This is a genomic window from Streptomyces kanasensis, assembly GCF_043077165.1.
GTDB lineage: Bacteria > Actinomycetota > Actinomycetes > Streptomycetales > Streptomycetaceae > Streptomyces > Streptomyces changanensis.
In genome coordinates this window covers 15,347-35,041 of record NZ_JBIBSF010000008.1, presented here as the reverse complement: position 1 = coordinate 35,041, position 19,695 = coordinate 15,347, and the positions used below count along the sequence as shown (strand labels likewise).

The following is a 19,695-nucleotide window of genomic DNA, read 5'->3' as shown; positions in this document are numbered from 1 at the left end:
ATGGCCTTCGGGGGTGGTGCCGAGGGGTGCCGCCGGGGAGCGGCGCGGAGGGGCCGGTGAGGCGGGCGGGCGTCACGCGTTCACAAGCGCATCCCGTGCGGCAACGCACCCGTGGTTCACGGACGGCAAGCGACCTAAGTTATGCCGGAACATCACCACAAGCAACATGCCAGGGGAAACCCGGTAGGGATACAACGATGTTGACCCGACTTGCCCGTCTCGCCATCAATCGGCCGAAATGGGTTCTCGTCGGCGCGCTACTGGTCGTGGTCTTCTGCGGCGTCTTCGGCGCGTCGGTGACGGACCGGCTGAAGGCCGGCGGGTACACCTCGCCGGACTCCGAGTCGGCCCGTGCCGCGAAGCTCGTCAACGAGCACTTCGACGGCGCCCAGCCCAACCTCATCGTCGCCGTGACGACCGGCGCCGGGGCGGACGCGGGTGCCGGGGCCGCCGCGAGGGCGGGCGTCGACAGCGCCGCGGCGCGCCGCGCGGGCGCGCGGATCACGGAGTGGATGGACGCGCGCGACGACATCGAGGGCGTGCAGTCCTACTGGACCCTCGGGCCGGAGGCCGGGGCAGCGCTGCGCAGCGAGGACGGCGCCAGCGGTCTCGTCATGGCGCGCATCGACGCCGGCGACACCGACCTGCCGAAGATCGCGGAGCGGGTGAAGGCGGACCTTCCGCGGCCGGACGGGGTCACCGTGCGCGTCGGCGGCTACGGCCCGCTCACCGCCGAGATGGAGAGTCAGGTCACCCGGGACGCCACCATCGGCGAAGCCGTGGCCTTCCCCATCTCCCTCATCGTGCTCGTCGTCGTCTTCGGCAGCCTCGTCGCCGCCGGCCTGCCGCTGCTCATCGGCGCCGTCTCCATCGTGACGACGCTCGCCATCCTGCGCCTGGTCACCACCTTCGCGGACGTGTCCATCTACGCCCTCAACATGACCACCGTGCTCGGGCTCGCCCTCGGCATCGACTACAGCCTCTTCATGGTGAGCCGGTTCCGCGAGGAGCTGCGCAACGGCCTCGACGTCCCCGCCGCGGTCCTGCGCACCGTCCAGACGGCCGGCCGCACCGTCATGTTCTCCGCGGTGACGGTGGCGCTCGCGCTCGCCGCGCTCATCGTCTTCCCGATGTTCTTCCTCAAGTCGTTCGCGTACGTCGGCGTCGCCGTCGTGCTCGCCGCGGCCCTCGCCGCCGTCCTGGTGCTGCCCGCGGCCCTCACCCTGCTCGGCCACCGCGTCGACAGGTACGACATGCGCGTCCCGCTGCGCCGCTGGTTCGGGATGAAACCGCCGAGGTGGGTCGCGCCGGAGGAGAGCCGCTGGTACCGGATGGTCGTGGCCGTCACGCGCCGCGCCGTGCCCGTCGCCGTCCTCACCACCGTCGGTCTGCTGGTGCTCGGCGCGCCCTTCCTGTCGTCCAAGTGGGGGTACCCCGACGACCGGGTGATCGCCGCGTCCGCCGCCGAGAGCCGCCAGGTCGGCGACCTGCTGAGGGAGGATTTCGCCCAGGACGCCGCCGCCTCGATGACCGTCGTGCTGCCCGGCTTCGACGGCGGCGCCCGCGAACTCGCCCCGTACGCCACGGCGCTCTCCCGTGTCGACGGCGTGTCGACCGTCGTGAGCGGCGGCGGCACCTTCGCCGACGGGGCGCAGGTCGGCCCCGCCGCGGCCGGGATGGTGAACGACGCCGGCGCCGTCGTCCGCGTCGGCACCGCCGTCGACCCGTACTCCGACGACGGCGAGCGGCTGCTGGCCGCCCTGCGTGACGTGAGCGGACCGGGCGAGGCGCTCTTCGGCGGCGCCGCGGCCGAGAACCAGGACGTGCTGGACGCCCTCACCGGGCCGCTGCCGTACGCGGCCGCGCTCATCGCGCTCACCATGTTCGTGCTGCTGTTCCTCTTCACGGGCAGCGTGGTGCTGCCCGTGAAGGCGCTGCTGATGAACACGCTGTCGCTCGCCGCCGCGTTCGGCGCGATGGTCTGGGTCTTCCAGGAGGGCCACCTCTCCGGCCTCCTCGGCTTCACGCCGACCGGCTACCTCGTCGCCAACATCCCGGTCCTGATGTTCTGTCTGGCGTTCGGGCTGTCGATGGACTACGAGGTGTTCCTGCTCTCCCGCATCCGCGAGGAGTGGCTCGCGTCCGGCGGTACCACCACCGAGGACAACACGCACGCCGTCGCGATGGGCGTCGCCAGGACCGGTCGCGTCTTCACCGCCGCCGCCCTCCTCATGGCCATCGTCCTGATCGGCATGGGCGTGTCCAAGGTGTCGTTCATGCAGCTCTTCGGCCTCGGGCTCGCCCTGACCGTCCTGGTGGACGCCGTCGTCGTCCGCTGTCTGCTCGCCCCGGCGATGATGCGGCTGATGGGTCGCTTCAACTGGTGGGCCCCGCCCGCGCTGAGTCGGCTGCACGCCCGCGTCGGCCTCACGGAGGAGGCGCACCCGGCCCCACCGGCCGGCCGGCACGCGACCGCCGGGGCCCCGGCGCCCACCGCAGACCCCGCCACCGGGGCCGCCCGTACCGACGGGACCGTACGGACCGACGACCGCTGAGCCACCCGTTCGCCCCGCGGCCCCGCCTCGGCACGGCATGACGTGCGCGTCGTCGCGGGGCCGGGGCCCGGGGGCTGCCGCGCCCCACGACGCGCCCACCGGTGAAGATCCTGTGATCTCCGGCCCCGCCCCCGCCGCCGGGTGGGAGAAAGGGGCGGTGTCGTCGCGCTTTCCGCCGACGACGGTCCGCACGCCCGGTGTTGTACCGTGAGCGGGCGGTTGCCGGGGGCAGCGAAGGGCACGGAGCGGTGGCAGAGTACTTGCTGTTGATCTACGAGGACGAGGCGCGGACGAGTGCCCTGGAGCCGGCGGCCGACGCCGCGCTCGTCGACGACTTCCAGCGGTTCATGGCGCGCAACGCCACCCGGGTGCGCGAGGGCCGGCGGCTGGCGCCGACCTCCGCGGCCGTGTCCGCCCGGCGGGACGCCGACGGTGGCGTGCGGATCAGCGACGGCGCGTTCGTCGAGTCCAAGGAGGTCGTCGCCGGGTACTTCCTCGTCGAGGCCGCCGACCTGGACGAGGCGCTCGCCGTCGCCGGACAGGTCCCCGTACCGCACGGGGGCGTCGAGGTCCGCCCGATCCGCCCCGTCCGTCCGACGCCGGACGCCTGACATCGACCACCCCCCTGTGGACGCGACCGTCGCGTCGGTGGTCGCCGACGCCCACCGCCGGCAGTGGGGCTTCGTGCTCGCCGCGACCGTACGCGTCACCCGCGACCTCGACCTGGCCGAGGAGTGCGTGCAGGAGGCGTACGCCCAGGCGCTCACGCAGTGGGCCGGCGACGGCGTACCGGACCGGCCCGAGGCGTGGCTCACCACCGTCGCCCGGCGCCGAGCCGTGGACGTCGTCCGCCGCCGCGACACCCTGCGCGGCAAGCTGCCGCTGCTCGCCGAGGACGACACCGCGCCCCCCGCCGACCAGGACATCGCGGGCCGGGACATCCCGGACGACCGGCTGCGGCTGATCTTCACCTGCTGCCACCCGTCGCTCGACGTCGACACCCGCGTCGGCCTCACCCTGCGGCTGGTGTGCGGCCTGTCCACCGCGGAGACCGCCCGCGCGCTGCTCGTCTCCGAACCGGCGATGGCCGCCCGCATCACCCGCGGCAAGAAGAAGATCAAGGCGGCCCGCATCCCGTACCGGGAGCCGCCGCCCGAGGAGCTGCCCGCACGCGTGGACGCCGTCCTCGACGTCGTCCACCTCGTCTTCAGCACCGGCCACACCGCCCCGTCCGGCGACCGGCTCCAACGCCGCGACCTGGTCGAACGCGCCGAGCACCTCGCCCGCGTCCTGCACCGGCTGCTGCCCGGCAGGTCCGGGCCGGCCGGGCTGCTGGCGCTCATCCTGCTCACCGACGCCCGGCGGCACACCCGCACCCTCCCCGACGGCTCCCTCGCGCCGCTCTCCGAGCAGGACCGCACGCGCTGGGACGCCGCGCAGATCCAGGAGGGGCTACGGCTGGCCGCGACCGCCCTGCGGCACCGGCCGCCCACGCGGTACGCGCTCATGGCCGCCGTCGCCGCCGTCCACGCGCGCGCCCCCGACTGGGAGGCCACCGACTGGCCCCGCATCGTCGACCTGTACGACACGATGCTGAGCGTGTGGCCGTCGCCCGTCGTGGCGCTCAACCGGGCCATCGCCGTCGGCCAGGCGCGGGGGCCCGCCGCCGGCCTGGCCGCGCTCGACGAGCTGGTCGCGGAACGGCAGCTGGCCGGTTACCAGTACCTCGCCGCCGCCCGCGCCGACTTCCTGCGGCGGCTGGGGCGCGCCGGCGAGGCGCGGACCGCCTACCGCGAGGCGCTGCGGGTCACCGAGAACGCCGTCGAGCGGGAGTTCCTGGAGTCGCGTCTGGAAGAACTCGGCGACTGATCGCACCGGATTGTCGATCCGGGCGTCCGCTCGTCCGACGTACGGGTGAGGAGCCTCAGAGGGAGGCCCCAGCCGTATGGGGGAGCGTTGACCAGCTCGGCCGAAGCCGTGGTCCCCGTCAGGACCGAGGCCCGTACGCACACACGCCCGGCAGCAGCGCCACCGCCCCGGGAACGGGTCCCGGCGCGGGTGCCGCTGCGTTCCGTCGGCGGCGGCCCCACCGCCGCGCCCGCCCCACAGCCCAGCGGTCGGCCGTCCGCCGGGGAGCCGCGTGCCGGGGAGCCGAACACCGGTGGGCGGCGCACCGGGGAGCCGGCCGCCGGACCGGGGGGCCGGGCTGCCGGATCGGCCGCCGCGCCCCGGCCCGCCCGGGAACCCCGCTCCGGGGAACCCCGTTCCACCGAGCCCCGCCCCGCGGGACCCCGTCCCGCCCCGCCACCCACCCCGGTGTCCCCGACGCGCGGAGCCTCCGCCGCGGCTTCCGCGACGGAGGAGCCCGCCGCGCCCGCCGCACCACCCGCCGGGCGGGCCGTCACCCTCGCCGAACGCCGGGCGCTGACCCACGCGTACGCCACCCGGTACGCCCGCGCCGGCAAGCAGGAGAAGTCACGGATCCTCGACCGGGTGTGCGCCGCCACGGGATGGCACCGCAGCCACGCGCGCCGCGCGCTGCTGGACGCCTCCCGCCCCCGGCCGGCCAGGCCCGCGCGGGGCGGCCGGACCCCCTACGACGCGGACGTCGTCGCCGCGCTCACCTTCTGCTGGACGATCCTCGACATGCCCGCGGGCAAGCGGCTCGCGCCGGTCCTGCCCGAGCTGGTGCCCGTACTGCGCCGTCACGGTGAGCTGGCCGTCGACGACGAGACCGCGGCGCTCCTGACGGGGATGTCCGCCGCGACGATCGACCGCCGTCTGGCGCCGCTGCGCCGCCGGTCCCGCGAGCCGGTCCCGGTCGCACGCATCCGGCCCGGTTCGCTGCTGCGGGACGAACCGCCCCTGCTCACCTTCGCGGAGTGGGACCACTCCAGGCCCGGCTTCCTGGAGGTCGCGGTCGTCCACCACGACGGCGGCGAGCGCGACGGGCACCGGGAGCCGGAGCGGGACGCGCGTGGGGAGCGGGGCGGCCACCTCCTGACGGTGTCCGCGACCGACATCGCCACCGGCTGGTCCGAGAACCGCACCGTCCGCGCCGTCAACTGGCTGCCGTACGCGCTGGACGAGATCGCCGGGACGCTCCCCTTCCCGGTCCTCGGCGTCGAGTCCGGCGCCCACGTCGACGCCCGGACCGGGGAGATGCTGCTGAGGTGGTGCGAGCAGCGCCGGGTCACCCTCACCCGCGCCCGCCCCTCCCGGGCCGGGAACCACCACGTCGGGCAGAAGAACTGGAGCACGCTGCACGCCGTCACCGCCGGCCACCGCTACGACACCCGCGCGCAGGCCCTGCTGCTCAACCGGATCTGGGCGACGCTGTCACAGCTGACGAACCACTTCTCCCCGCAGCAGCACTCGGTACGGGTGACCGGCCCGGACGGCCGGCGGCGCAAGGAGTACGACACGGCCACCCCGCTGCGGCGCACCGCACGCCACCCCGCGGTGAGCGCGGAGGACAAGGCGATCCTCGCCGACACCCACGACCGCCTCAACCCGGCGGCGCTGCACCGACGGGTCCGGGTGCTGACGGGCCGCCTCCACCTGACGGTGGCGGGCGGCGCGGCAGTGGCCCACTCAACGGAGCGCCCCGGCAGGGCGCCCGGCGCCGCCTCCTGACGACGGCGTACGACACGACCCGGAGCTCCGCGCCGCCCCCGGCACCCCCACCCGCGGCCCACGAGCCCCGCGACGGGCCGTCCGCCGCACAGGCCGCCCGACCGCGGGGCTCGTGGGCCACCACGGGTCGCCGGACGGACGGGGCCACGCCGGGCGATGGCGGGGCGTCGAGACGCCGGCGCACCGGGAAGGAGCACCAACCAGGCCCCGGGACCGCCGGGTCACCGGCCACCGGCCCCGGGACCGCCCGGCCACCGGCCGCCGCGACCGACCGGCACCGGCCTCAGGCATAGGGGTCACCCGCCACCGGGCCACCGGCCCCGGGGCCATCCGGGCCCTGGCCGCGGGCCCCGGATCCCCCGGCCACCGGCCGCAGGAACAACCGGCACCGGCCGAGGCCCCTGGGGCCACCGGCCCCGGGTCACCCCGACCCCTGGCCACCGGCCCCGGGGGGCCGCCGGAACCACCCGGCCCCTGGCGTCATCCGGCGGAACCACCCGATCCCCGACGACCGCGACAACCGGCACCCGGCTCCGGGGCCATCCGGGCCCTGGCCGCGGGCCCCGGATCCCCCGGCCACCGGCCGCAGGAACAACCGGCACCGGCCCACGCCCCCGGGACCGCCCGGCGGTCGGCCTCCGGGGTCGACCGGCCACCCGCCCAGGCCGCTGGGGCCACCCGGCCGTCGGTCACCGGGGTCACCCGCCACCCACCACGGGCCCGGGACCGCCCGGCCATCGGCCTCCGGGGCCGACCGGCACCCGTCCAGGCCGCCGGGGCCACCCGGTCACCGGCCCCGCGGCCCCGGCCTCCGGGTGGGCCGCGACCCCCTCCTCACCGGTTCCGCTGCGTCGCGCTGAGGGCCATCGCCGCGAGACGTTCCCGCGCGGGGCGGGTCGCGGCGCTGCGCTCCAGGACGGCGACGGCCCGGTCACGGCGGCGGGTGATCTCGCGCTCGACGTACGCGACCGCGCCCAGGCCGACGAGGATGGCGCGGACCGAGTCGAGGTCGTCCTCGGAGACGTCCGTGCCGATCCTGCTGCGGAGGAAGCGCGCCGCGGCCGGGTCCCGGTCGTCCGCCCGTCGCAGGGCCGTGGCCAGCAGCACCGTGCGCTTGCCCTCGCGGATGTCGTCCCCCGACGGCTTGCCGGTCACCGCCGGGTCGCCGAAGACGCCCAGCACGTCGTCGCGCAGCTGGAAGGCGATGCCGATGTCGGCGCCGAAGGTCCGGTACGCGGCGACGAGCCCCGGGTCGGCGCCGGCGGCGGCCGCGCCGACGTGCAGGGGCCGCTCCACCGTGTACGAGGCCGTCTTGTACCGGTCCTTCAGCAGCGCGGCGTCGGCGCTCTCGTCGCCTCGGGCCTCGGCCGCCAGGTCGAGGAGCTGCCCGCACAGGACCTCGGTGCGCATCGCGGACCAGACCGGGCCGACGCGGGCCATGGCGTCCGCCGGCAGCCCCGACGTGCGGACCAGGTCGTCGGCCCAGACGAGGGCGAGGTCGCCGACGAGGAGGGCGGCGCCCGTGCCGTACGCGTCGGGGTCACCCGACCAGCCCCGTTCCCGGTGCCGGTCGGCGAAGGCGACGTGCGCCGCGGGGAAGCCGCGGCGGGTGCGGGACGCGTCGACGATGTCGTCGTGGATCAGCGCCGACGCGTGCAGCAGCTCCAGCGCCGCGCAGGTCCGCAGCACCGCCGGGGCGGTCGGGCCGTCCGGGTCGCCGCCGGCGCCCAGCCAGCCGGTCCAGGCGAACGTCGGCCGCACCCGCTTGCCGCCGCGCAGCACGTACTCCTCCAGGTCGGCGACCGCCGTGGCGTAGCCCTCGCCGATCGCCGCGGCCCCGGCCCGGCGCTCGGCGAGGAAGGTCCGCAGCGCCGTGTCGACGGCGGCCGTGCCGGCCGTGGCCTCGCGGTGGTCGACGGTCATGCGCGGGTCACCGTCCGATCAGGACGGAGGCGGCGAGCACCACCGTCGCCCAGCTGAGCAGGGAGGAGTGGTACGGCCCGAGGAGCGACTTCCCGTGCAGGTCGGCGACGGCCTCGTGGAGCGGCGCCCGGCGCACGTCGCGCACGACCGCGTCGAGGAACCGGATGCTCACGAGCCAGGCGGCGAGGAACGGCAGCAGCCCCCACGTGAAGCCGAACGTCGCCGGCACGGAGACGAGGATCAGCACCCCGCCCGCGACGAGCATCGCCAGCTGCACCCGGAACGCCCGGACCAGCCCCAGGGCGCGCACGTAGGTGCGGATGCCGAAGCGCCCGTCCACGAGGTAGTCCTCCCCGTGGCTGGTGACGAAGAGGGAGGTCAGGGCCAGTGCGAAGCCGAGGACGGCGACGACCGACCCCCACTCCAGCGGATGGCCGAAGGACCACAGCACGAACAGGCCCGGCAGGAACACGCAGCCGTTCTGCAACGCGAGCAGCTGCCACAGCCCGGCGCTCTTGAGGTGCAGCGGCGGCAGGGAGTACTGGAAGCCGATGAGTCCGGCGGCGAGCGCCGGGAGCAGCATCTCCCACTGCTGGGCGCGCACGGTGAGGTAGAGGGCGAGGGCCCCGCAGACGGCCGTCGACACGGCGATGTGCGTCACGACGCGCGGCACGCCCAGCCCGTACACGGCGTCCGACTGCCGCGACTTCAGTTGCCTGTCCTGCTCGCGGTCGGCCAGGGCGTTCGTCATGTTCGCGACCTGGAGGCCGGAGATGACGTAGACCAGGGCGAGCACCGCGTCGAGCGACGCGAATTCCCCCCAGGAACGCGCGCCCAGAAGGGCCGGTGTCAGGACGAGCGGAACATAGACGGGGAGGAATTCGTAGCGCCGGATGACGAGCGCGTACTTCAGGCGCGCGGCCAGCGGGGCACGCTCGCCGGGCACACCCCGGGGGTCGGTCAGAATCGCGGCGAATTTCGCACCGAGTGTCGTGGCGGTGCCGGTGCTCGACATGAGTCCGTCCCTTCTCCGGTCGGAGGGAGGTGTGGGGTGCGTCCCGGCGGGCGGCCCCACCCGCTCAGGCGGCGCCGAAGACCGAGGCCACCGAGTAGACGCCCGGCGCGGGCTTGCCGAGGGCCGCCGTCTTGCGGCCGTACTCCTGGGCGGCGGGGTCGGCGAGGGTCGCCTGGATGTCCTCCTGGCTGCGCCACTGGGCGAGGTTCACGACCTTCGTGCCGTCCTTGCCGACGAGCACGGTCGCCGACACGAACCCGGGCCGGTGCCGGAACACCTTCTCGACGCCCTCGTTGAGGAGCGCCACGAGTTCGTCCTGCTTCGAGGCCTCCACCTCGAAGACGTTGATGAGAGTGAGCAGATCGTCTTCCGCGCGAATCACCGTTTCAGTCATGCGCGGAAACTAACAACGCCGGAAAGTCCCGGACAACGCCCGCGTTGACTCACGGCCCATGCGCGCAAAGACCCGGTGTGCGGAATTCCGTTTCGCCGCCGCTCCGCGGTGTGCCGCGGCGGGCGTCAGGGGTGTGCGGCGGGCTTTCCGCCCGGGGCGCCGCGGTGCGGCGGGGGCCGGTGCGGCCCGGCGGACTGCTGCGGACGGCGTGCCGACCGGCCGCCGGGGGCGCCGCCGGGCCCGGGTCCGGTGGGTCGGAAGGGGCCCGGGACGGGTTCCGGTCGCGCCCGGGCATGACCGGGCAGCGGTGATGTACTAGAGTTATCTCGACATCGAGATATCTGCTGACGACGCACCGCGGTCGCCCGTGAGGGTAAGGGTCACCTAACTGAGCCTTACCTTAGCGGATCGGCGAGAAGCCCTGGCGGCAGGATGCGGTTGAACGCGCACATTGATGAAGGAGACTGTCGTGTCGGCGAACAGCTTCGACGCCCGCAGCACGCTGCGCGTGGGCGACGAGTCGTACGAGATCTTCCGGCTGGACAAGGTGGAGGGCTCCGCCCGCCTGCCGTACAGCCTCAAGGTCCTGCTGGAGAACCTGCTCCGCACCGAGGACGGCGCGAACATCACCGCCGACCACATCCGGGCCCTCGGCGGGTGGGACTCCCAGGCGCAGCCGAGCCAGGAGATCCAGTTCACCCCGGCCCGCGTGATCATGCAGGACTTCACCGGTGTGCCGTGTGTCGTGGACCTCGCCACCATGCGTGAGGCCGTCAAGGAGCTCGGCGGCGACCCGTCGAAGATCAACCCGCTCGCCCCGGCCGAGCTGGTCATCGACCACTCCGTCATCGCCGACAAGTTCGGCACCGCGGAGGCCTTCGGCCAGAACGTCGAGCTGGAGTACGGCCGCAACAAGGAGCGCTACCAGTTCCTGCGCTGGGGCCAGACCGCCTTCGACGAGTTCAAGGTCGTCCCGCCCGGCACCGGCATCGTCCACCAGGTGAACATCGAGCACCTGGCCCGCACCGTCATGGTCCGGGGCGGCCAGGCGTACCCCGACACCCTCGTCGGCACCGACTCCCACACCACCATGGTCAACGGCCTCGGTGTGCTCGGCTGGGGCGTCGGCGGCATCGAGGCCGAGGCCGCCATGCTGGGCCAGCCGGTCTCCATGCTCATCCCGCGCGTCGTCGGCTTCAAGCTGACCGGCGAGCTGCCCACCGGCACCACCGCCACCGACCTGGTGCTCACCATCACCGAGATGCTGCGCAAGCACGGCGTCGTCGGCAAGTTCGTCGAGTTCTACGGTGAGGGCGTCGCCGCCACCTCCCTCGCGAACCGCGCCACCATCGGCAACATGTCGCCCGAGTTCGGCTCCACCGCCGCGATCTTCCCGATCGACGACGAGACGCTGAAGTACCTCAAGCTCACCGGCCGCTCCGAGCAGCAGGTCGCGCTCGTCGAGGCGTACGCCAAGGAGCAGGGCCTGTGGCTGGACCCGGCCGCCGAGCCGGACTTCTCCGAGAAGCTGGAGCTCGACCTCTCCACGGTCGTCCCCTCCATCGCCGGCCCGAAGCGCCCGCAGGACCGCATCGTCCTCGCCGAGGCCGCGGAGCAGTTCAAGCGTGACGTCCTCAACTACGTCGAGGCGGGCGTGACCGGCGGCGACGACCGCAAGCCGGGCGTCCCGCAGCAGGAGCAGCCGCACGGCGTGGCCTCCCCCGTCGACGAGGCGAGCGCCGAGTCGTTCCCGGCCTCCGACGCCCCGGCGTACGGCCACGACGACAACGGCGCCGGCGCCCCGCAGCACGACGAGGCCACCGGCGAGGCGGTCCCGACCCGCCCGGTCACCGTCACCGCCGCCGACGGCTCGACGTACGAGATCGACCACGGCGCCGTCACCGTCGCCGCGATCACCTCCTGCACCAACACCTCGAACCCGTACGTCATGGTCGCCGCGGCGCTCGTGGCGAAGAAGGCGGTCGAGAAGGGCCTGACCCGCAAGCCGTGGGTCAAGACCACCCTCGCCCCGGGCTCGAAGGTCGTCACCGACTACTTCGACAAGGCGGGCCTCACCCCGTACCTCGACAAGGTCGGCTTCAACCTCGTCGGCTACGGCTGCACCACCTGCATCGGCAACTCCGGCCCGCTGCCGGAGGAGGTCTCCAAGGCGGTCAACGACCACGACCTCGCGGTCACCTCGGTCCTCTCCGGCAACCGGAACTTCGAGGGCCGGATCAACCCCGACGTCAAGATGAACTACCTGGCCTCCCCGCCGCTGGTCGTCGCGTACGCCCTCGCGGGTTCCATGAAGGTGGACATCACCAAGGACGCCCTCGGCACCGACCAGGACGGCAACCCGGTCTTCCTGAAGGACATCTGGCCCTCCGAGGCCGAGGTGAACGACGTCGTCGCCAACGCCATCGGCGAGGACATGTTCAACAAGTCCTACCAGGACGTCTTCGCGGGCGACGCCCAGTGGCAGGCGCTGTCCATCCCGACCGGCGACACCTTCGAGTGGGACCCGCAGTCCACCTACGTGCGCAAGCCCCCGTACTTCGAGGGCATGACCATGGAGACGACGCCGGTCGCCGACATCACCGGCGCCCGCGTCCTCGCCAAGCTGGGCGACTCGGTCACCACCGACCACATCTCCCCGGCCGGCGCCATCAAGGCCGACACCCCGGCCGGCCAGTACCTCACGGAGCACGGCGTCGAGCGCCGCGACTTCAACAGCTACGGCTCGCGCCGCGGCAACCACGAGGTCATGATCCGCGGCACGTTCGCCAACATCCGCCTGCGCAACCAGATCGCGCCGGGCACCGAGGGCGGCTACACCCGCGACTTCACCCGGGCCGACGAAGGTGCTCCGGTGTCGTTCATCTACGACGCCTCCCGCAACTACATCGACCAGGGCATCCCGCTGGTCGTCCTGGCCGGCAAGGAGTACGGCTCCGGCTCGTCCCGCGACTGGGCCGCCAAGGGCACCGCGCTCCTCGGCGTCAAGGCCGTCATCGCCGAGTCGTACGAGCGCATCCACCGCTCGAACCTCATCGGCATGGGCGTCCTGCCGCTGCAGTTCCCGGAGGGCGCGTCCGCCGAGTCGCTCGGTCTGACCGGCGAGGAGACCTTCTCCATCGCGGGCGTCACCGAGCTGAACGAGGGCACCACGCCCCGCACGGTGAAGGTCACCACCGACACCGGCGTCGAGTTCGACGCGGTCGTCCGCATCGACACCCCCGGTGAGGCGGACTACTACCGCAACGGCGGCATCATGCAGTACGTGCTGCGCAACCTGATCCGCGGCTGAGGCACCACCCCACCCACGGCCGAGGGCCGCACCCCGTCGCGTACGGGGTGCGGCCCTCCGGCCGTCACGGGGCCCGTGGCGGTGGGGGCGCGGTGCTCACGCGGCCGCCGGGCCCGTGCCGACCAGCCGGTCCAGCAGTCCGTCGGGGGTCGGGTACGGCTCCTCCCGCGGCAGCCGCCGCCGCGCGCCGTCGAGGTCGCCCGCGCGGACCAGGGCGTGGACCTCGTGGGCGAGCGGCGTGACGTCGGTGATCGACACCGTCCACTCGTCCGCGTACCGCCGGGCCGCCTCGCCCGCCAGGCCCAGCTGGAGGGAGCGGTACGGCAGCGGGCGCAGGTGCAGGTCGCGCTCCGGGTCCCACTGCACGCGGGCGGGGGCGTCGCGCAGCTCCCGCCGCCACGCCTCCGGGGAGGCGTGCAGCCCGGCGCGGTAGTGCGACAGGCAGGCGTGGCGCAGCGCCCACTCGAACCCGGCCCGGCGGATCTCGACGGCGAGGACGGTCTCCTGGTCCGCCTTGGTCGCCCAGCCGCAGCGGTACATCATCCACAGGAACGACGGCTTGATCCATGTCATCCGGTCCCGCTTCCAGGACGCCGGGAACCGTCCCTCGCGCGCGGCGGGCAGGCCGATGGCGGGGGAGTACGCCTGGTAGACCGTGACGGTCGTGTCCGTGTGGAGCGCGCGGACGCGCTGGTGCGGTTCTTCCATGGCCCCAGGCTGCCGTCGGCACGGGGCCTGGGCCAGCGATTTATCCGCCTGCCCGAGACCCCGCACCGCCCGCGCCCGCCGCGAGGCCCTGGCGCCACCCGCGCCGACCGCCCGCCGCGGGGCCCCGCACCGCCCGCGCATGCCCGCCCGCGCTGCCGGCGGTCTCACCCGTGGGGTGGCCGGGCCAGGAGTTCCACCTCCGCCAGCTCCCGGCCCGCGCCCGCGCCCGCGACGACCAGCCGGTAGGCCCGGTACGCCCCCGGCCGGGCCACCGTGAACACCCGCGTCTGGTGGTCCCAGCGGAAGGCCTCGCCCGACCGGCGGTCCACCTCCCGCCAGCGGGCGCCGTCCGTCGAGCCCTCCAGCACCCAGCCCTCCGGCGCGGCCGCCGCGGCCGCGGACGTCAGGGTGTACTGGACCGCGCGGACCGGCCCCGGCACCGGCAGCTCCACCGCGCCCGACACCGGTCCCGCCGTCGCCAACGTGTCGTCGAACAGCGGGCCGGGACCCGACAGGGCGTCGCGCCGCGGCACGGGCACGTGGTCGTCCCGGGTGACGGAGGCGGGCGCCGCGTCCGCGCCCGTGCCCCACGTCGAGGGCCGCGGTCCCATGTCGAACTCCAGCGTCCCGCCCCGCGCGAGGAGATGGTGCGGCAGCGCCGTCGACGTCCACTGCCGGCTGTTGACCCGCAGCCCTTGCACGTAGACGTTCCGGGGGCTGTTGCGCGGGGCCTCGACGACGAGCACCGCCCCGTCGTCGGTGCGCACCGTCGCCCTGGTGAACAGCGGCGACCCGACGGCGTACTCGCCTGCGCCCATCACCAGCGGGTAGAAGCCGAGGGCGGAGAACAGGTACCAGGCCGACTGCTCGCCGTTGTCCTCGTCGCCGTGGTGGCCCTGGCCGATCTCGCTGCCGACGTACAGCCGGGACAGCACCTCGCGGACCTTCTCCTGCGTCTTCCACGGCTGCCCCGCCGCGTCGTACATGTACGCGACGTGGTGGGCGACCTGGTTGGAGTGGCCGTACATGCCCATCCGCACGTCCCGCGCCTCCGTCATCTCGTGGATGACGCCGCCGTACGAGCCGGCGAACTCGGGCGCGCCCGTCTCCGGCGTCGAGAAGTACGCGTCCAGCTTCGCCGCGAGACCGGCGCGCCCGCCGTACAGGTTCGCCAGGCCCCGGCTGTCCTGCGGGGCGGTGAAGGCATACCCCCAGCCGTTGGTCTCGGTGTAGTCGTACCCCCACACGCGCGGGTCGTACGAGGCCGACGGCACCCGCCACCGGCCGCTCGCGTCGCGCCCCTGGAAGAAGCCGGCCTCCGCGTCGAAGAGCGCCACGTAGCCGCGCGCCCGGTCCAGGAAGTACGCGGCCTCCTCCCCGTAGCGCGCCTCGCCGGTCCTGCGGTGCAGCTCGCGCGCCATCCGCGCCAGGCCGAAGTCGTTGACGTACCCCTCCATCGACCAGGACAGGCCCTCGTGCGTCTCCGTCGAGGCGTACCCCCGGAACGGGGAGGTGGCCATGCCCTTGCGGCCCACGCCCCGGCCCGGCGGGAGCACCGTCGCGTTCTTCAGCGCCGCCTCGTACGCCGCCTCCGCGTCGAAGCGGACGCCCTTGACGTACGCGTCGGCGAACGCCACGTCCGACGACGTGCCGGTCATCAGGTCGGCGTACCCCGGCGACGACCAGCGGGAGATCCAGCCGCCGTCCCGGTACTGCTGGACGAAGCCGTCCACCAGTTCCCCCGCCCGGCGCGGGGTGAGGAAGGAGTAGGCGGGCCAGGTCGTCCGGTAGGTGTCCCAGAAGCCGTTGTTGACGTACACCTTCCCGTCGACGATCCTCGCGCCGGTGTGCGTCGGGGTGTCCGGGCCGGTCTGCGGGGAGAACGGGCTGGCGTAGCGCCACCGGCCGTCGACCCGCTCGTGGCCGGAGTTGGGGTACAGGTACAGCCGGTACAGGCCGGAGTAGAGCGTCGTGAGCTGGTCGCGCGTCGCGCCCTCCACGCGCACCCGGCCGAGGAGGCGGTCCCACTGGGCCCGCGCCGCGGCCGCCACCGCGGCGAACGGCGTGCCCGCCGGGATCTCCGCGGCGAGGTTGCGCCGCGCCTGTTCGACGCTGATCAGCGACGTCGCCATCCGCAGGTGCACCGTCCGGTCCCGGCCCGCCGCGAACCGCAGGAAGCCCCGGACGCCCTCCGCCGACGAGGCGGTGACCGGCGCGTCGAACACGCCGTGGACGAACATCCGCGTCGCGCCCGTCGACAGACCGCTCTTCACGTCCGAGTAGCCGGTGAAGGAGCTCGTCGCCGGATCGAGCGTCAACCCGCCCTCCTGCGTGATGTTGTCGAAGACCACCGACGCGTCGTCACCGGGGAACGTGAACCGCATCGTCGCCGCGTGGTCCGCCGGGGCGATCTCCGCCGTGAGGCCGTTCTCGAAGCGGACCCGGTAGTGGTGCGGCCGCGCCGACTCGTTGCCGTGACGGAACTCCAGCGCCCGGGCGGCCCGTTCGGTGGGTGGCGCCCCCGGCCCCGGCGCCGCCGACGGCATCACCTGGAACGTCTGCCGGTCGCCCATCCAGGGGCTCGGCTCGTGGCTGGCGCTGAACGCCTGGAGCGCGGGCAGGTTGTTCGCGGTGTTGCCGCGCGCGTACTCGTACAGCCAGCTCTTCGACGCGGCGTTCGTCACCGGCGTCCAGAAGTTGAATCCGTGCGGCACGGCCGTCGCGGGGAAGGTGTTGCCGCGCGAGAAGGCGCCGCTGGAGTGGGTCCCGCGCACCGTCGAGACGTACGCGGAGGGCTGGACGTGCGCCGGTTCGGGCGCCGCGCGGCGCAGCGTGACGTCGTCGAGCCACCCCTGGAAGCGGGCGGGTCCCCGCGGCGCGTCGTACGCCACCAGGATCCGGTCCACGACGCGGCCGGCGGCGACCGCGCCGACGCCGGCCGTGACCTGGTTCCACTGGTTGGCGTAGAGGCGCTTCGCGGCGGCCTGGCCGCGCGGGGTGAGCGCCCCGCCGTGGCTGTCGGTGGCGCGCAGGTCGCTGAGGTAGGTGCCGTCGGTGAAGGCCAGGTCCACGGCGACGTGCGTCGCGGGGTACGTCAGGTCGGCCCCGGTGCCGCCGGGCCCGGCGGGCAGGGAGGGGTGGATCCGGTACGACAGCTCCGTGGCGGGCCCGACCGCGACGTGCACGTCGAGGACCTTGTTGTACGAGTGCCCCGGTCCCGCCGTCCGGTGCGTCCCGGCGTACCGCAGCGCCCGCAGGCCGGTGAAGCCGGCGTGGGCCCTGGCGGTGGGGGAGCCGGCCGGGCCCCGGTCGACGTGGCTGCGCATGGTCCGCGGCGCGGGGGCCGTGCCGTCCCCGTCCGAGAGGTGGACGTCGGCGAGTTGCAGGGTGGCGGGGGCGCCGTTGTTGGCGGTGATTTCCAGCCGGTAGTGCGCGTACCGGGTGGTGTTGGCGAAGTGGTACGTGCGTGTCCGGAAGCGTTCCGGGAACGTCTCGTCCTCGCGCGTGTCGAGGGGCGTCCAGCGCGTGCCGTCGGCGGAGCCGTGGAGCGTCCAGGTGCGCGGGTCGCGCGCGGCGTGGTCGTTGGCGGAGGTGAGGGCGTAGGAGACGACCGGGAGGGGTTCCTCCAGCGTGAATTCGAGCCAGGCGGTCGGGGCGAAGGTGAGCCATTTGGTGGTGGGTTCGGAGTCGAGCAGATTCTCCTTCGTCTCGCCGGCCTCCGCGTGCTCCCCGCTGGCCCGCACCCCGGTGACCCGGTCCGTCACGTCGCCGGGGATGCCCGCGGCGAAGGCGCCGTCCACACCCCGTGCCCGCTCCCGGCCGTCCGGGCCGGTCTCGACGGTGTCGCGCCAGGTGGGCGGGGCCTCGTCCGGTTCGAACGAGGTGGTGAACTCCTGTGCCGGGGCCGCCGGTCGGGCCGGTGAGGCCTGTACGGCCGGGGGCGACCCGGCCACGAGCAGCGAGACGGCCGCCAGGACGGCGGCCGTGCGAAGAGGTCGTAACCGCATCCGACGCTCCCTCCGATCGCGCCAGGACAACGTTGTCAACTCATGGGCGCGGGGTCCAGTAGGGGGCGAAGCGGAAGAAGGTGTCAAGGGTTCCGACGGGGCGGTGCGGCGCGATTCATTCCTTCCGGTGATCGAATCGAGCTTCGATTCACGCCGCGCTGAAAGGAATTCCCCCGAGGTCTCAACTAGGGAAAGACTCCTGCCGAATACTGTTATCGATCTTGCCCCGTCGACCTGAAGTGGACTATACCTGTCGGCGTCCGCGCCGGCCGTTCCCGAACGGCCGGGCGGTGCGCTGCTCCCTGCACGAACCGGCACGACCCAGCTGCACGAGACCGCGGTGGCGGGGCCCTTCGCCTCTGGCGAGTCGTACGGGGCGACCGGCGCACCGCCTGAGTCCTGGAGAAGGCGAGGACTTGAGCATGGGATCCACCTCCGCCCGCAACGACGGCGACGACGGTTCCACCCCCGAGGGCGGCCGCGGCCGCGCGGGCCACGGCCGCCGAGAACTGCTGCGGCGGTCCGCCGCGCTCGGCCTGATCGCCGTGCCCGCCACGGGCCTGCTGTCCGCCTGCGCGACCGGGGGCGGCGGTGGCGGCGGCGACGGCGCGACCGCCCCCGCCGGCGAGAAGACCGAGAAGAACCCGCTCGGCGTCAAGGAGGGCGCCCCGCTGGAGGCGTTCATCTTCAAGGGCGGGCTCGGCGACCAGTACGCGAAGGACGCCGAGGCCGACTACAAGGCCACGTACAAGGCGGACGTGAAGCACACCGGCACCCAGCAGGTCGGCCCCAAGCTCACCCCGCGCTTCGCCGGCGGCAACCCGCCCGACGTCATCGACAACTCCGGCGCCGACCACCTGGACATGAACAAGCTCTCCACACAGGGGCAGCTCCAGGACCTCGCAGCCCTCCTGGACGCCCCGTCCCTGGACGACCCGGCGAAGAAGGTCCGGGACACCATCCACCCCAGCACCGTGGAGAAGGGCAGGCACGGCGACACCTTCGACGTGCTGTACTACGCCTTCACCATCTACGGCACCTGGTACTCGCAGAGGCTGCTGGAGTCGAAGGGCTGGGCGTACCCGCGGACCCTCGACGAGATGGTCGCGCTCTGCGGCGAGATCAAGAAGGCCGGCATCGCGCCCTGGACGTACGCCGGCAAGTACCCGTACTACGTCCACTTCAACCTCTTCGCCCAGATCGCCAAGATCGGCGGCATGGAGAAGTGGACCGCCATCGACAACCTGGAACCCGGCGCCTGGACCTCCAACGACGCGGTCCGCCAAGTGGTCGAGCACTACGAGGAGCTGGCGGCGAAGAAGTACTTCCTGGAGGGCAGCCAGGGCCTGACCCACATCCAGTCCCAGACCGCCTGGAACCGGGGGAAGGCCGTCTTCATCCCCAACGGCTCCTGGGTGGAGAACGAGTCGGCGCCCACGACCCCCGACGGCTTCGGCATGGCGGTGGGCGCGCTCTTCGACGGCACGGGCGACGCGATGCCGCACGGCACCCTGCGCGCCGAGCCGAGCGAGCCGTACGTCGTCGCCGCGAAGGGCGCGAACCCGGTCGGCGGCATGGAGCTGCTGCGCATCATGCTGTCGCGCAAGCACGCGCAGAACTTCGCGACCAAGGTGAAGTCCCTGACCTGCGTGGTGGACGCCACCGAGGGCATGTCCCTCTCGCCGGGGCTCGCCTCCGCCAGCAAGGTCTTCAAGGAGGCCGGCGACCACCTGATCAGCCTCCAGCTCCAGGAGTGGTACCCGGCGCTCACCGACGAGAAGATCGGCGGCCTCACCGGTCAGCTCCTCGCCGGCGAGCTGAAGGCCGCCGAATGGATCAGGAAGACCCAGGCGGAGGCCGACAAGGTGGCCAGGGACCCGTCCGTCACGAAGTTCAAGCGCACCGCCTGACCGCGACCACGACCGGCGCCGGGCCGGCCGCCGCGACCGGGACCAGTACCGCGACCACGACCGGCGCCGGGCGCCGGGCCTCCGGCCGGCACCGACCGGGCCGGCGCGGGCACCGGCTCCGGCTCCGGCGCGGTCGGTACCGACCGGAGGCGGCCGACCCGGCGCCGGTGCCGCGCCGGCCGGTTCGGTGCCGGTCGTCAGTCGTCGACCGGCGGATGAGGGAAGGGGCCGCACGCT

The 19,695-nt window shown here is 73.9% G+C and carries 11 protein-coding genes; 6 read left to right on the top strand and 5 right to left on the bottom strand.

What is annotated here, in order from left to right:
* The first annotated feature begins 197 nt into the window (after positions 1 to 197).
* The 4 genes from ACF053_RS20285 (at position 198) to ACF053_RS20270 (ending at position 6,191) form a co-directional block, all read left to right on the top strand.
* On the top strand, positions 198 to 2,555 hold the full coding sequence (locus tag ACF053_RS20285) for an MMPL family transporter (protein ID WP_391955168.1): 2,358 nt from the start codon (positions 198 to 200) through the stop codon (positions 2,553 to 2,555).
* Positions 2,556 to 2,803: 248 nt separating this feature from the next.
* Complete coding sequence (locus ACF053_RS20280) at positions 2,804 to 3,166, top strand: YciI family protein (RefSeq protein ID WP_391955167.1); 363 nt, start codon at positions 2,804 to 2,806, stop codon at positions 3,164 to 3,166.
* Between the two features lie 16 nt (positions 3,167 to 3,182).
* Entirely contained in the window at positions 3,183 to 4,424 is a 1,242-nt protein-coding gene (locus ACF053_RS20275) for an RNA polymerase sigma factor (protein WP_391955166.1), read from the top strand.
* 447 nt (positions 4,425 to 4,871) lie between these two features.
* Positions 4,872 to 6,191: a hypothetical protein gene (locus tag ACF053_RS20270; RefSeq protein WP_391955165.1), complete on the top strand. Its 1,320-nt coding sequence runs from the start codon at positions 4,872 to 4,874 to the stop codon at positions 6,189 to 6,191.
* Positions 6,192 to 7,025: 834 nt separating this feature from the next.
* Here ACF053_RS20270 and ACF053_RS20265 read toward each other — a convergent pair.
* From ACF053_RS20265 to ACF053_RS20255, 3 genes are all read right to left on the bottom strand, one after another.
* On the bottom strand, positions 7,026 to 8,114 hold the full coding sequence (locus ACF053_RS20265) for a polyprenyl synthetase family protein (RefSeq protein WP_391955164.1): 1,089 nt from the start codon (positions 8,112 to 8,114) through the stop codon (positions 7,026 to 7,028).
* Between the two features lie 7 nt (positions 8,115 to 8,121).
* Positions 8,122 to 9,129: a UbiA family prenyltransferase gene (locus tag ACF053_RS20260; RefSeq protein WP_391955163.1), complete on the bottom strand. Its 1,008-nt coding sequence runs from the start codon at positions 9,127 to 9,129 to the stop codon at positions 8,122 to 8,124.
* Positions 9,130 to 9,193: 64 nt separating this feature from the next.
* Complete coding sequence (locus ACF053_RS20255; RefSeq protein ID WP_391955162.1) at positions 9,194 to 9,523, bottom strand: putative quinol monooxygenase; 330 nt, start codon at positions 9,521 to 9,523, stop codon at positions 9,194 to 9,196.
* A 469-nt stretch (positions 9,524 to 9,992) separates the two neighbouring features.
* Between ACF053_RS20255 and ACF053_RS20250 the strand changes: the two genes are divergently transcribed.
* Positions 9,993 to 12,833: an aconitate hydratase gene (locus ACF053_RS20250; RefSeq protein ID WP_391955161.1), complete on the top strand. Its 2,841-nt coding sequence runs from the start codon at positions 9,993 to 9,995 to the stop codon at positions 12,831 to 12,833.
* Positions 12,834 to 12,929: 96 nt separating this feature from the next.
* On the opposite strand, the gene ACF053_RS20245 is transcribed toward ACF053_RS20250, so the two are convergent.
* Both ACF053_RS20245 and ACF053_RS20240 read right to left on the bottom strand, forming a co-directional pair.
* Positions 12,930 to 13,541 (bottom strand): DUF4291 domain-containing protein, encoded by a 612-nt coding sequence (locus ACF053_RS20245; RefSeq protein ID WP_391955160.1) that lies wholly within the window; start codon positions 13,539 to 13,541, stop codon positions 12,930 to 12,932.
* Between the two features lie 164 nt (positions 13,542 to 13,705).
* The gene (locus ACF053_RS20240; RefSeq protein WP_391955159.1) at positions 13,706 to 17,548 is read right to left on the bottom strand and encodes a GH92 family glycosyl hydrolase; all 3,843 of its coding nucleotides are present in this window, start codon (positions 17,546 to 17,548) and stop codon (positions 13,706 to 13,708) included.
* A gap of 422 nt (positions 17,549 to 17,970) precedes the next feature.
* Between ACF053_RS20240 and ngcE the strand changes: the two genes are divergently transcribed.
* Entirely contained in the window at positions 17,971 to 19,458 is a 1,488-nt protein-coding gene (ngcE, locus tag ACF053_RS20235) for an N-acetylglucosamine/diacetylchitobiose ABC transporter substrate-binding protein (RefSeq protein ID WP_391955158.1), read from the top strand.
* The last annotated feature ends 237 nt before the right edge of the window (positions 19,459 to 19,695 follow it).